Origin of the sequence: Gardnerella sp. DNF00571G (assembly GCF_049262695.1) — a bacterium.
Classification (GTDB): domain Bacteria; phylum Actinomycetota; class Actinomycetes; order Actinomycetales; family Bifidobacteriaceae; genus Bifidobacterium; species Bifidobacterium piotii.
Map to the genome: position 1 here is coordinate 395921 of NZ_CP058396.1, position 14520 is coordinate 410440.

Consider the following 14520-nt stretch of genomic DNA (forward strand, 5'->3'; position numbering starts at 1 on the left):
ATTATGGAATCATATGACGGTAAAAAAAAATTTATATCATTGTATATAGAAAATGGGCTCGATAAAGAAAAACTTGAAACGTCTTCAAGCTACTTATGGGCAGCTTATTGTAAACATAATGATGATAATAAAAATAATTGGAACGAAATGGTAGATATAGATGTATCGAAGTGGGCTATTGATCAATATTTGGAGAAATATTCTTACTTAAAAAATGGTGAGTATAAAAAACAATATAAAGGTAAGAGTAAACACAAATTTGAAATAGTAAAAGATGGCATAGTGTATCACGGGGATACAATGACTTCATTTGGTAATTTTATAAGAAGGTATTTTATTTTGGTTGAAGGGCTTAAGAATATTAGAAAGGTTCGTTGTGCGAAGAAAATCATTGCGGGTTCAAAATTGCCAAAAAGGATGGAGGAATTTGCAAAGTTAGCACATTCGGAGGGCAATTTAATTCCAGTTCCTTTGTATTTTAATAGAGAGAGGAGTGGAGTATGTGCCGATTCTGATTATTGGGATATAACCATGTATTGCATTTTTAAGTGGTGTAATTCATATGATGACAAATATCTTTTTGAATTGCTTAACAGAAATAATACAAATAAGAATATTGATGAGTCTGTATTGGGATTCAAGAAATGGATGGATAATTTTAACAATAATTGGAAGGATTTTGTTCGTTTAAATTACTTAAGTGCATTTGTTGATCAACAAAGTGAGTATTGGTATCCAAAAGAATTTTGGACAAATCATTTTGCATGTAATAGAAAAATTTATGAATTATCATCTGATGAATTTTATAAAGCTGTAGATTTAATTTGCAATTGTATTGAAGGTCGTAACAAGGATCTATCTAATCATAAAAGTTGATAGAAACGGTTTTTTGAGGTTTATTTTCTTAAGGTAGATTGTTTTATAAGACCTTGAGTGATGTGAACTCAGGTGATTTGAATGATGAATTAGAAAATGGTATTACCGAGGTTTCTGATAAGAATAGAGTAAATCTTGGGTGCAAAATCTTGGGTGCATAATCTTGGGTGCAAAGCAGATGGATGTGCTCACTGCGTTGTGAACTGTTCAATGTGTAGAATTATGTGATAAAAAACACTAAAATATGTATAATTATGTGATTAAATGCACCAAAATATATGATACACGATAAAAGATAACGCAAAATATAACAGAACAGCAGTGAAACTAAGCGTAGAAACAGCCAAGCGTTAATACGGCTGCAGTATCTAATAGCGTAATGCAAGATGAAAGGTGAGTAATCATAGAAAGGCTGATTATACAGATAAACTTATAGAACTTGCGCTGAAGGAGAATAATTGAGAAAGAAAGATAATCTACAAGGGGGAAGAGAGAAAGAGAAAGAAAAGCAGGAACATACTCCCACAGATAAGAAAAATCCTCTATGTTGTGAATCACATGAGCAAATATGTGAAAATCTTAACAGTGCAAATAAGGAATTGTACAAGTATAAGGTTTTACAATTGAGTGCGGAAATCTTTTCCATCTTAATGATTATTGGAACTGCTTTTATGGCATCCAATAAGCTACAGCTTTTTGGATGGAACACCTATTGTTTTGCAATTCTGTTTCTTGTTGGAGTTTCTCTTATTTGGGTTATTTGTGTTATTTGGCAACGCAATCTACACAGTCGTTTTAGAAGTGAAAATGTAGATTGTAACAAATCTTTTCTTAGCTATGGCAAGCAACGGTGGAAGGGTAGAATCTCGCTGATTCTTTGTTGCTTTTTTGTGTTAAGTGGTATTCTAACTGCATTCTTTGGAATAACTGCGGTACGTCTTCCAAATCAGTGGCTTTTGCAGACTTGGGCGTATGTTATATGCGCTGCAATGCCAGTTGTTTGGATGATTACGATTTCTCTTGTATGTGTCTTCTATAATCTCTATCTTATCTCACTCGTACGGAAGACAGGTATAAGAATTGTACTTCGTTGTCTACATGTTCTGCTTTGTGTGCTGGTTATCTTAGGTCTTGGATTTTTTGACGTTTTGTTTATTGTTGGCAGATATTCTGTGAAACAAAATGATAATGGTACATACACAGAGCACGTGGATGATATGTATGCTCCTTTTGAGTATTATCTTTATAAGTCTGAAGGCCCATTTTTCCTTAAGTATCTTCGACCAATGAAAGATTCAAGTGATACTGATCCAAAAATAAGTGAATCTGAGTGGTATAGCAGAATAGATCGCAATAACAGGAAAGATACAAGATTAAAAGATACAAGATTGAAGGCTGAAGAGCCAGAGAAAAATTCCGATTTGCATGATGATACTGAGCGTGATCTAGAATCAAAGAGGGAAAGAAATGCAGCGCTTAAGATATTTGATAAGTATTTTGCGGCGAAAGGCTTTGCGTTCAAGGAGAGTTATACTGCCAAGGGGGATATGTATTTTGTTCTGAGTGAAAGCCGTTCGGACATTACTTATCTGCAGTATAACAGGGACTCTCAGGATGGAAAATGTGGTCTTTATATTCTGTTTAAGGCTTCAAAATCTTCAGATGGAAGCTGGTCGCCGAGTGATGCTTATATGCAGAACACCTATACTTATGAATATAGCACTGGGCTAATTGCAAAGAGCAGTAGGGCATATTGGTAGTAGGGTTGATTGGTAGTAGGGCAGAGTGGTTGGATGCCAAAATCGAAGAGTATCTGAAGATTGCCAGATAGTGATTGTCAGATAGTGGAATCCATATTTGCGTGCTCTAGTTGCTTATGTTTTAGGGAACAAATCGGTGTAAAAATTGTAAAAAAGGTCCCTACATTATTTGCATTCTTATACTGTTACAGCTGGTAACTACAGTGTTTCACCTTGTTTCTTTTTCCGCTGTAAATTATTTGTTAGTTTGTAATTAGGCGGTATCTAAATCAAATGTTTCAATACTAATTTGGTTTCCGTCAAGTAATTTCATGATGTGTAATAAGTGATTTGAAAGGAGTTGTGTTATGAGTAGTGTTATATCTTTGGGGGAAAAAATTAAAAAGGCTCGTCTGGAAGCTGGGTTGACGCAGGAGGAGCTTTCGGAATTATTGATGGTATCTCGTGCTGCTGTAGCAAAATGGGAAACGAATCGGGGTTTGCCAGATATAGAGAATCTGAAATTTATTGCGTATGCTCTAAGCGTGAGTGTTGATTATCTTTTGGATGAGAACAATAGCGTTGATTTTTCTATTATTAAGAAGCCTATTAATCTCAATAAATATGGTTTCGACGGTAGGTTGAGCGGTTTTAAGAAGTCGAAAATTAAAGAGCAGATTGTATTAGATGAATATCCTGACTCAGAAATCAATATGCTAACTGTTGTTAAGACTTATAACAGTTCATCTGAGAAAATGGTGGATAATTTTGTTGGATGGTTTTCTACTCTCCTTGGAGGATTGCCATTGTTTGGCATATATGATTTCAGTAAAGCTGTTTCCACTCTTGGGGCTGATCAGTATTATTTGGTGGATAAAAAAGATAAGCAGTATTTCGTGCTTGTAACCGATGAGTATATTATTAGCAGAATTATGGGAGTGGCGTTTAATAGTAAAAAGTTCCGTATTGGAGATAAAGAATTTATGAAAGTTGGTAAGCTTCGTAATAAGTAGTAAATGGGTGGGTGGGTCTGGTTTTAATATTTTTTCTCATAATATTTGTTGATAAAAAACATGATTAATGGAGAAAAGGCGACTGAAATAGCTAAAAGAGCAGCTGGTAAATATGCTTTTGTGATAAATGCAATTATGGCAATTATTCCCATTAGGTGCATTAGTATGAATGCCATTGTTGCATTTACTTTATCTTTGATTTTCTCGTTTCTTTCATCGTTCATATTTATTTTGTATGTGTGGTCTTTTTTCATCATCTTATAGTGCATGATTTTTACGTGTGAAAGTGAGATAATCGCAACAAAAACAACTGACAATACAATTTCGACGGATTCATTCAGTTTAAGAGTCAGTGCAAGAATTAATCCGCAAATACCTATTACATAACCTATGTACCAAAAATTCTGGGTTTTTTGTTTTTTCATTTTTTATCCTCCTCGTAAATAAATATTTCTTCGATTGTTAAATTAAAGTACTTAGCAATTTTGTATGCCAATATGATTGACGGGTTATATCTCCCATTTTCCAAAGAACCGACTGTTTGTCTTGATACTTCGAGTGCGTCAGCAAGTTCTTCCTGGGTTATGCCTTTTTCTTTTCTAATTTGTTCAAGTCTATTTTTCACATTACATTCTCCCTCCTAATGGAAAGCTAGCTTTACATATAGGATAATTGTTTCGAGAGTAAATGTCAAGTTTGCTTTCCATTGTTGGTTTAGGTATTTTTGTGGGATGTGAATTAGACGTATTGATAAACCTGAAGGAGTGTGAAAAGTATAGTTTGTTAGTAAATGAAGAGATTGGCATTGATAAACCTGTAGTGTGTTTGCGCTTTGACTGAGCTTGAAATTGCATAGCGCATTTCAAGATCCTTCAAAGCGTGATTTGGCTTAAGGCATAAAGTCCAGTGTACTTTATGCCTTAAGTCAAATCAGCCGCACGGCTACTAATAGCCGTGCGCGACGACCTGCCTTTTCGCTTAAAGCGTAGCGCGCTGTAACACGCGAACGATGTTCACGTGTTGTCTTCCGCTTTTTGTTGTTGGACACGCCGTTTATAGCTACAAAACGCGGAAGTTTGTAGTGTGTTTGTATCAAAAAACACCAAAATTCAGTACAATCGCACTACGGTTTTTTATAGTGCGACACACCCGAAAAGCTTTCCTTAAAAAAACCTGGGAAAATTCTTCAAAAAACTTGAAATGCGTATTTTTACGGTTTAATAGCGATTTATGTGTAAAATTTACGGCAAATAGTATTAGTTTAGTAAAATCACAATAAAATATTTAGAACAAACCTTAACGTTAGCTGAATGTTTTAGTTGATTTTCGGTAGAGCATGTTGTATCTTTTAAGTCAGTTACCAGTGAATCCCTAGTTCACGGGTACTACGCGGTAAACCGCAAAGGCAAATTTTTCTATGCGCCCCTAACGCATAGGAGAAGAAGAAAGGAAATTAAAATGATGAATAAGAAGGCTATCGCCGCTTTCGCTGCTGGCGCAACTTTGCTTGCCGGCTTTGCAATGGCAACCCCAGCATTCGCTGCTGATGCCGCTAAGACTCCTGATCAGATTCTCACTGAAGATACAGCAGCTCTTGCAGAGAAAGATACTGCTATTGAGAATCAAAAGAAGACTGTTGCAGAGAAGCAGAAGGTTGTTGAAGATAAGCAGAAGGCTGTTGATGCAGCAAAGCTTCTGTTTGGAACCGATTATAATGAAGGCACTGCAGGTAAGGGTAAAGAGCAAGCTGACGCTTTGACGGCAGCAAAAACTGCTCTCACTACTGAGCAGACCAAGTTGGACAATTTGTACAACCGTGCTTACTATGAGCTTAAGGAAAAGGTAGCACAGGAGAAGGCTGAAAAGGAAGCTCGTGATAAGGCTGCTTATGAGGCTGCTCATTCCAAGGCTCATCACGTTGCTGTTGTTTCTGAGGCTAAGACCAAGAAGGATGCTGCTGAGGCTGATCATGCTGCTAAGCTTAAGACTTACAATGAGAAGTTTGAGGCTTTGGAGAAGGCTGCTGCTGCTTTGAAGATGGCTAAGGCTAACTTCAAGGCTGCTCAGAAGGCTGTTTCTGATGCTGAGGCTAATGGTTTGAATCTTAAGGATCCAACTGCTTACAACGATTTGGTTGATGCTCAGAATCGTGCTGATGCTGAGCAGGCTGCTGCTCAGACGGCTTTCGATAAGGCTAATCTTGAGTTTGGTAAGGCTAAGCGTGAGGCTGAGCAGGCTGCTGTTGCTTACAATGCTGCTTCGGAAGCCTACAAGGCTGCTTACAATGCTGCTATTCGCGATGGTGTGAAGCTTCCAGCTGATCTTCCACAGATTACTGACCCATTGGTTCCAACTACTCTTCCAGGTGTTCCAGGCGTTGTGACCCCTGCTCCTGCAAAGCCAGGTGCTGCTCAGCCAGGTAAGCCAGGTGCTCAGGCTGGTGCAAATGGTGCCGCTGGTGCTAAGACTGAGGTTGAGAACAAGAAGGACAAGGACAAGCGCGGTAACACCCACACTGGTACTGGTGTTGGCGTAACTTTGACTGCTTTGGCTGCCACCATGCTTGCTGGCATGGGTGCTGCTGTTCGCAAGGCTCGTCACTAAGCATTAATTTGGAGTTGTCTTTAAGCTTAATGGTTATGTTTTTGTAATTTGTTAGGCATTACGTAAAGACAGTTCTAGTGTTTACAAAATAGTAAAGGGGTGAGTGGTTAATCCATTCATCCCTTTGCTATATCAAAATGTTCTAATAATGTTGCAACTTTAGCAGTTAGGAATTTATAGCACATAGTTGTGTTTTAAATGGTACTAATAGAAAACAAAGCGATTCTAGAAATAATAATCATAGAATTGCAATTGATGCAAAGATGCTATTTTATTTCTCTTAAATAATGAACACATTTATTTGTTAGAAAGAAAATGAGTTTCTGCATATAACTTATGCAAGGAGTTTGATATGTATATTTCAAAAATAATATTAAACAATTTTAAGAGTTTTGCTGGAAGGCATGTATTAGATTTATCGGACGGAATTAATTTTTTTGTTGGAAATAATAATTGCGGTAAAACAACAATTTTTAGAGCAATTGAATTTATACAATCGGGAAAGAGTAAAGAAGAATATATAACAAAGGGCAAAGAGTCAAAAGATGTAAGTGTTGAAATTGAATTTACAGGTACAGATATTGAAAAATTAGTTAATAGCGATAACTCTGGTCTAAAAAAATACCAAGACTATCTTATAAAAGAAAAGTGCAATAAGGAAAATTGCGATAATGAAACTTGTAGCATAAGAATACTAAGAAGTTCCGAGAGTACTTCTATTGTGCAAGGTAAGAAAACTGTTAATTTGGATATTAAAAATATAAGGGTTTACAATCCAAACTCCAATGAAGAAGGAATTAAAAGATACGAAAATCCTACGGGAATTGATAAAACCATTGCAGCGTTGTTTGATGTGCAATTTGTGTATTCCGACTTAAAGAATGAAGAATATCAAGATTTTGGTAAGACAAAGATAATAGGAAAAATAATAAATGATTTAACAAAAGATTTTCAAAGAGAAGATGATGGAAACGGTAATAAAACTTTATGGGGAAAGCTTAAGGATGCGCACAAAGAAGCGTTTGGAGACAAAGGCTTACAGAAAATACTGGAAGATACAGAGCGCAAAGTAACAAAAATACTAGATGAGCAATACGGAGAGGGCGAAGTAAAATTCGATTTTGAACTACCGGAAATAGATAGTTTCTTCAAAAATGGTGTTGTACTTGTATCTGATAATGGGATTGCTACGCCAGTGTGCCAAAAGGGAACAGGTATGCAGAGAGCGCTGGCTTTGAGTCTGATTCAGTTATATGCGGAGACAAATAATAAATCTGAAGACAGTGTAGAAAAGCCAGTTATATTTTGCATTGATGAGCCAGAAACATTCCTGCATCCAAATGCGCAAAATAAGCTTATGAAATCATTTAATAAATTATCACAAAAATCTCAGATTCTTATAACAACTCATTCTCCGTATTTATTGAAAGCGTTCTATGAAGTTAATCAAAGTGCTGATAATAAACCAAGCTTAAAAAACAAATTAAATATATTTAGTAAGGAAGAGGCAAGTAAAGAAAATACGAATAGCAAAGAACGATATAGTGGATTTAATAAAAAAGAGATGCTGAATGTATCTGGGGAGTACTCTCCAACGTGGGGAGAAATAAACTATTGTGCATTTGATATGCCTAGTGTTGAATATCATATTGAACTTTTTAATGCTTTACATGAGAAGGCTATGGATGAAGAGAGTAATGGGGAAAATGGGGCTGTACCAAAAAGCATAAGTAGTTTTGACAAATGGCTAATTGAAAAGGAACCTGAAAATAGCACTGATGATAATCATGTTAACATTAACCCTGATATCGGGAAATATTGTAAACGCTATAAATCTATGAGCACATATATTAGGAATTATATTGATCATCCTGGTGATTCCACGAATTTTGATTGTAAAAAATGCGATTGTAAAGAATGTAGTCGAGTTGCAATGCAAAACAATATAAAGCGCACAAAGCCTAGCGATGAAGAGATAAAGAAGTCAATAGAATTTATGACTAAAATATACAAAAATAACTTTTGTAAAAGCGATAAGGATGCATAAAGCCTATTAGTCTGCATCAGATACTCGTTTGTTGCGGGGTTTTGAGTGTTGAGTGTGTTGCTTTCGGTTTTGTTTGCTACTAGGGGCATTCAAAACCGAAAGCTTTTTGTTTGTTTTTGTTCTATTTGTTTCCATACTGCGTTTTGAACGTTTTACGCGTTTTGTGTATAGCTAAAACCTTATATGCGATTTTGCAAGTCACATCTGCATTTGTTATTTCGTTTCATTTGTTATCTCACTGCATTGTTATTTAGTACCCCTTGTTATCTCATCTCTTTTTTACCAAATTGTGTTATTGCAATCAAAAATACAAACACAGATATTGCAATTGCACATGGCAAAAATGGTATAAGATTAAATCCGTTTCCTAATCCTGTTGATGTAACTGCATGTAGAGAGCGGGAAACCATATATCCGCTGTAACAATAAGGATAAACTATCCAAAGTGGAGTATTTGCTATTAATACTCCAGGAATTACAAGAAGTATATTTAATCCAACGGATAACATTGACTTTTCAAAAAGCACAGTAATCGCCCACATGACTATTACGCTTGGAATCATAGTCAAAAACAGATCTAAACACCATTTTAGTAGATACATAATTGGGAGCGTTTCTGTAACTCCTGTGCTACTGGTTGCAAACAATCCTGCTATAACGAATACAGCAAAAAATACGACCATTTCCATAAGCAAATAAAATAGCAGTACGCAAAATTTTGCAGCAGAAATCGCGTATCTGCTAACAGGCAGTGCCAGCATTTTTAGTATTCCGTTATTGCTTGTTTCTCGTCCTGCAATCATCACGCAAACAACAATCATACTAAGCGGAAGCAGATAATATGAGTAGACTAATGCGCTTTGAATAAACATAGCAGCCCATGCGTGTGTATATTCTGGAGTGAAGTAGCTATGAAGGCTTGCTACACCAGATCCAACCACAAGTAATGGCGCAATAAAAATCAAAGGAATAATTTTACTACGCTTTACTTTCTTAAATTCGATTCTAAGAAGTTCAAAAAATCTCATTTTCATAATCTCCTTATTCATAGTTCAGGTTCTTAGCCGCCCACAATCCAGAACATAAAAACAGAAGTGTTTCAACTATGGATACGATTACGACCGTAGTATTAGGTTGCGCGCTCATGGCAACTGCTGGTTTTAGCATAACTATAAAAGGTGATGCCATAAAAAGCACAATGTCTGAAGAAGCCAATGCCATACCGCTTAAAAATCCTGCTACACCAATTCCAAGCGTTACCCACATGTTTTCAAATCGTGATGATACAAAAATCATAAAGGACAATACAGGCATTGACGTAATAAATGAATATGCAGCAAAAGATATAAGAGTACTTACATTAAACGTACCTTGTGGCAAATCTGTTACACCGATTTTTGCAAGTGCTAAATTTTGTATGCAAATAGCGATTAGTAACAGAACGGTCAGCAACATAAATTTGCATAGGTACATAGTTGGAACACTCATAGGAAGCATATGCATCTTTTTTACTGCATTTCCCTTAAATTCCATGTTGTAGATAATGCATGCGGCGACTATTATGCCGAACATGTTTAACACCATAATCATGCCGTAAAGCTGTGTAAGAAGAATATCCATAGGAGCTAAAGGCAGGTTTAATAATGTATTTTTTCGTACAATAAAATTCACAAAAGCGTACGCTGCTCCCATAACGCCAATAGCAATCATAAGAGCTATAAAGCCAGTTCTCTTGCATTTTTTGAGTTCGATTACAAGCGTTTTCATAGTCTTGCACTCTGCTTCCTGATCTTATTGTCTTCATCAATCATGGATAGGAACATATCTTCCAAATTGTCGGAAGCAAAACCAGATTGTAATGCATGCTGTCGTAGTTCATCTAAACTACCTTCAAATAACAAGTGTCCGTGATTAAGTATTCCAATATCATCTGCAATAAGCTCAATTTCGGATAGCATATGAGAAGAAATAAGAATCGTGCAATCGTAAAGATCTGGCAGCGACTTAATCAGATTTCGGATTTCGTGTATGCCAGATGGATCGAGTCCATTTGTTGGCTCATCTAAAATCAAAATAGGTGGTCTACCAAGCAATGCTCCAGCAAGACCAAGCCTTTGCTTCATGCCAAGCGAATATTTTTTTGCAAGACGGTCTGCAAACTCAGAAAGACCTACTAATTCTAATGCGTCATCAACTGCACTCTTAGGTAGTTCTAAAATGCGACGTATAATGTCAAGATTTTCTCTACCTGTTAGATTTGCATAGAAAGATGGTGATTCAATAAATGAGCCTATTTCTTTCAAAATAGGTATGCGATCGGCAGGAAACTGTTTTCCGTCGATTGTAAATGCACCTTTTGTTGGAGCCGTAAGCCCTAGGAGCATTTTCATTGTTGTAGATTTTCCAGCTCCATTTGGCCCAAGAAAGCCGTAAATGCTACCTTTGCGAATATGAAGTGAAACATCATTAACAGCAATAAATGACTTATATTTTTTTGTTAAATGTTCTGTTGTAACAATATTGTTCATGGCAATATCTCCTTTCGGGATTTATGATATTGCGTCAACCTTTCTACAACATTCTCTTCACCTTACATCTACCTTACATTTTTATGCGAGGTCAAAAAATGAATATTCACATGGCATAATATATGTTAGGGGGTTCTCCATGAATCGGAATGATTATTTATTGAACAAGCATCTGCTACTTGTTGATGATGAGCAGGAACTTCTAGATATGGTTGTATCCATATTAAACGAATACGGTTTTTATAATATAACGACTGCAAAAAGTATAAAAGATGCAGTAGAGGCAACACAAAAATTACGTCCAGAATTAGCAATCCTTGATGTTATGCTCCCAGACGGTAATGGGTTTGAGTTAATGAAGCAGATAAAACAATATAGTGATTGTCCTATTTTATTCCTTACTGCTTGCGGTGAAGATGAAGATAAGTTTAAGGGATTTGACTTAGGAGCAGACGATTATATTGTAAAGCCGTTTCTTCCAAAAGAGCTAACGTTTCGCATTATGGCAATTTTAAGACGAAGCTACAAGAGCGAAAATCCCATTGTTAAACTGAAAAATAGTCAGATTGATTTTTCTTCTGCCCAAGTAATAAAAAATAACGAACATATTCCACTCACAGCCAAAGAATATGATTTACTTTCTGCACTTTATAGAAATGCTGGATGCATTGTAACAATTGACGCGTTATGTGAAGCTGCATGGGGAGCTAATCCTTTTGGATATGAAAATTCTTTAATGGCACATATACGTCGTATCAGAGAAAAAATAGAACTCAATCCATCGCAACCTGTTTCTTTAATAACAGTTAAAGGCTTAGGATATAAGCTGATTGTGGAGTAAAGCAGAATGAAAAGCATACCAAAACTAATACAACGCTTTATAAGTATTTTTCTACTAAGCTCTGTGCTTATAGTATTAATGAATATTATTGCGTTTATTGTACTTATAGGAAATTACGCTCCCGATAAAGAGATGTCTCCTTATAGCATAGCCAAAGAGACGGGAGAAGCATTACAATTATCCGCAAGTGGGGATTATGCATTATCAAAAAATATGTCTTCCAAATTGACAAATTCTGGCGCATGGGCAATTCTGATTGATAATAATACGTTGAAAGTCGTATGGAAAACAGAAAATGTTCCTGCGGGTATTCCAAACGACTATACTTTGTCTGATATAGCTAATTTGAGCGTTGGTTACATTGATGGTTATCCAACTTACACTGGCAAAAATAAAGATGGAGTTGTAGTAGTCGGATTTCCGCACAACAGCTTTTGGAAACATACGCGACCAAGTTGGAACTACAGTTTAATATCAAATTTTCCGCAGATTGTTTTAAGAGTATTATTTATCAACATTTTGCTGATTCTTGGAATTTATTTAATAGCTAATATAAAACTACTAAAATCAATTAATCCGATTACAAAAGGGATACAACGTTTATCTAGTGGAGAAAGCGTGCATATTCCAGAAACAGGAGCGCTTTCAGAAATTTCATCTAACATAAATTCTGCTTCCGATATTTTGCAAATACAAAAAGAACAATTGAGAAAAAGGGAGACTGCAAGAGCAAATTGGATAGCTGGGGTTTCGCATGATATTCGTACGCCGTTATCTATGGTTATGGGATATGCGGGACAGTTAGAAAATTCTCTACATATTTCGCAAGAAGATCGTAAAAAAGCGACGATGATTATTAAACAAAGTGCCAGAATGAAGAATTTGATTAATGACCTTAATTTGGCTTCAAAACTTGAATACAATATGCAACCAATTATGAAAAAAGAAGAAAATGTTGTTGCTGTTGTTAGGCAAGTTGTTGTGGATTTTATGAATATGGGTATGCAAGATGAGTTTTCGATTAAATGGGAAACAGATGCTAAATTGACTGTTTGCAATATTAATGTAGACAAAGATTTATTAAAACGAGCAATATCTAATCTTATTCAGAACAGCATATCTCATAATGAAAATGGGTGTACGATTTATGTATCCGTTGCTGCAAATAATAATAATTGTATTATTTGTGTTGAAGATAACGGTATAGGTGTTTCAGATGAAAAAATCGAAAAGCTTAATCATGCACCGCACTATATGATTTGCGATACAAGTACTGCAGAGCAACGGCATGGTTTGGGTTTGCTGATTGTTCAGCAGATTATTGGCGCTCATAATGGAACAGTTGATATAAGTAGAAGCAAATACGGTGGGTTTAAGGTTGAGTTAACATTGCCTAGTAAAAAATGTTTCTAACACATTTGCAATGATGCTTATAAAATTGTGCTTATAAAATTATGCCTAATAATCATATTCGTTAACTGTATAAGTATTATCTTTGTTTTGGCTTTTGATTAAATACCTCTAAGAGCAAATCGCCCAAAATGGCGTATTTCTGCGCGTGTTGAGAATGTATCTATAGTTGTATAATATACTATGTATTGTTTATTTATTCAATATTATTTATTCAATATATGACCGTGGGAGGTCACTATGACTAATAAGAAGCGTATTGTATTGGCGTATTCGGGTGGCCTTGATACATCTGTAGCAATTCCGTACCTTAAAGAGCAAACAGGCCAAGACGTTGTAGCTGTTTCGCTAAACGTTGGTCAAGGTGGAGAAGCGCTCGAAGTCATAAAAAACCGCGCTTTAGCTTGCGGCGCTGTTGAGTCGTATGTAGTTGATGCTCGCGAAGAATTTGCGGATAACTATTGCATGCTCGCATTAAAAGCAAACGCACTTTACGAAGACGTGTATCCTTTAGTTTCCGCGATTTCTAGGCCGCTTATTACTCGTCACTTGGTTCACGCAGCGCACGAATTTGACGCCGATACAATCGCCCACGGTTGCACGGGTAAAGGAAACGATCAAGTTCGTTTTGAAGTTGCGATTCAGTCTTTGGACCCAGAATTAAAGGCAATTAGCCCAATTCGTGATTTGTCGCTTACTAGAGATGTGGAAATCGCTTTTGCAAACGAGCACAAGCTTCCGATTACTCAAAGCAAGAAAAGCCCGTATTCCATAGACCAAAACGTTTGGGGAAGGGCTATTGAAACAGGCTTTTTGGAAGATCCGTGGAACGCTCCAACCGAAGAATGCTACTCTTACACAAAGAATCCTTTGGAAGCCACAACTCCAGACGAAGTTACAATCACGTTTGAAAAAGGCGTGCCAGTTGCAATTGACGGCCACAGCGTAACTGCGCTTCAAGCAATCGAAGAGATGAACAAGAGGGCAGGCGCTCAAGGAATCGGCAGAATCGACATTATTGAGGATCGTTTAGTTGGCATTAAATCTCGCGAATTGTACGAAGTTCCAGGCGCGCAAGCTTTGATTACGGCTCATCAAGAGCTTGAAAATTGCTGCTTGGAGCGAGAACAGCACAGGCTTAAGCGTGCTCTAGATAAAAAGTGGGCGGAATTTGTGTACGACGGCCAGTGGTTCTCGCCAGTTGTGCGTTCTTTGAATGCGTTTATAAACGAGACGCAAGAGCATGTTTCTGGCGATATTCGCATGACTTTGTACGCTGGAAAGGCTGTTGTAACAGGCAGAAAGTCGAATGAGTCTTTGTATGACTTTAACTTAGCTACTTACGATTCTTCCGATACCTTCGACCAGCGCGCTTCCAACGGATTTATTGAAATCTACGGATTGTCTAGCAAGGTTGCAGCGGCTCGAGATATGCGCGTTGCAAAGAACAACTAAAAATAGG

Annotated in this window: 13 protein-coding genes; 8 read left to right on the forward strand and 5 right to left on the reverse strand. The window is 36.6% G+C overall.

Going from position 1 to position 14520, the window contains the following annotated elements; translation table 11 throughout:
* Positions 1 to 3 precede the first annotated feature (3 nt).
* From HXT30_RS01745 to HXT30_RS01755, 3 genes are all read left to right on the forward strand, one after another.
* Positions 4 to 876, forward strand: coding sequence for a hypothetical protein (locus HXT30_RS01745; RefSeq protein WP_422111698.1), 873 nt, complete (start codon positions 4 to 6; stop codon positions 874 to 876).
* A 458-nt stretch (positions 877 to 1334) separates the two neighbouring features.
* Complete coding sequence (locus HXT30_RS01750) at positions 1335 to 2636, forward strand: YcxB family protein (protein WP_422111699.1); 1302 nt, start codon at positions 1335 to 1337, stop codon at positions 2634 to 2636.
* A gap of 347 nt (positions 2637 to 2983) precedes the next feature.
* Positions 2984 to 3628: a helix-turn-helix domain-containing protein gene (locus HXT30_RS01755; protein ID WP_422111700.1), complete on the forward strand. Its 645-nt coding sequence runs from the start codon at positions 2984 to 2986 to the stop codon at positions 3626 to 3628.
* A gap of 23 nt (positions 3629 to 3651) precedes the next feature.
* Here HXT30_RS01755 and HXT30_RS01760 read toward each other — a convergent pair whose 3' ends face one another.
* A complete protein-coding gene (locus HXT30_RS01760; RefSeq protein ID WP_020761445.1) occupies positions 3652 to 4053 on the reverse strand; it encodes a hypothetical protein in 402 nt (133 codons plus the stop codon).
* The gene (locus tag HXT30_RS01765) at positions 4050 to 4253 is read right to left on the reverse strand and encodes a helix-turn-helix transcriptional regulator (RefSeq protein ID WP_004113289.1); all 204 of its coding nucleotides are present in this window, start codon (positions 4251 to 4253) and stop codon (positions 4050 to 4052) included. Before HXT30_RS01765 ends, HXT30_RS01760 begins: the two co-directional genes overlap by 4 nt.
* 833 nt (positions 4254 to 5086) lie before the next feature.
* Between HXT30_RS01765 and HXT30_RS01770 the strand changes: the two genes are divergently transcribed.
* Complete coding sequence (locus HXT30_RS01770) at positions 5087 to 6232, forward strand: hypothetical protein (RefSeq protein WP_422111701.1); 1146 nt, start codon at positions 5087 to 5089, stop codon at positions 6230 to 6232.
* A gap of 352 nt (positions 6233 to 6584) precedes the next feature.
* Positions 6585 to 8279, forward strand: coding sequence for an ATP-dependent nuclease (locus HXT30_RS01775; protein WP_422111702.1), 1695 nt, complete (start codon positions 6585 to 6587; stop codon positions 8277 to 8279).
* A 263-nt stretch (positions 8280 to 8542) separates the two neighbouring features.
* On the opposite strand, the gene HXT30_RS01780 is transcribed toward HXT30_RS01775, so the two are convergent.
* Genes HXT30_RS01780 through HXT30_RS01790 form a run of 3 tightly spaced genes read right to left on the reverse strand, consistent with a single transcriptional unit; the run spans position 8543 to position 10807 of the window.
* A complete protein-coding gene (locus tag HXT30_RS01780) occupies positions 8543 to 9307 on the reverse strand; it encodes an ABC transporter permease (RefSeq protein WP_032816711.1) in 765 nt (254 codons plus the stop codon).
* Between the two features lie 13 nt (positions 9308 to 9320).
* The gene (locus HXT30_RS01785; RefSeq protein WP_422111703.1) at positions 9321 to 10046 is read right to left on the reverse strand and encodes an ABC transporter permease; all 726 of its coding nucleotides are present in this window, start codon (positions 10044 to 10046) and stop codon (positions 9321 to 9323) included.
* On the reverse strand, positions 10043 to 10807 hold the full coding sequence (locus HXT30_RS01790; protein ID WP_016784738.1) for an ABC transporter ATP-binding protein: 765 nt from the start codon (positions 10805 to 10807) through the stop codon (positions 10043 to 10045). The genes HXT30_RS01785 and HXT30_RS01790 overlap by 4 nt, the downstream gene beginning before the upstream one ends.
* A 139-nt stretch (positions 10808 to 10946) precedes the next feature.
* On the opposite strand from HXT30_RS01790, the gene HXT30_RS01795 reads away from it, so the two are divergent.
* From HXT30_RS01795 to HXT30_RS01805, 3 genes are all read left to right on the forward strand, one after another.
* A complete protein-coding gene (locus tag HXT30_RS01795) occupies positions 10947 to 11648 on the forward strand; it encodes a response regulator transcription factor (protein ID WP_020973693.1) in 702 nt (233 codons plus the stop codon).
* Between the two features lie 6 nt (positions 11649 to 11654).
* Positions 11655 to 13061: a sensor histidine kinase gene (locus HXT30_RS01800; RefSeq protein ID WP_422111704.1), complete on the forward strand. Its 1407-nt coding sequence runs from the start codon at positions 11655 to 11657 to the stop codon at positions 13059 to 13061.
* Positions 13062 to 13298: 237 nt separating this feature from the next.
* The gene (locus tag HXT30_RS01805; RefSeq protein WP_422111705.1) at positions 13299 to 14513 is read left to right on the forward strand and encodes an argininosuccinate synthase; all 1215 of its coding nucleotides are present in this window, start codon (positions 13299 to 13301) and stop codon (positions 14511 to 14513) included.
* Positions 14514 to 14520: the final 7 nt, after the last annotated feature.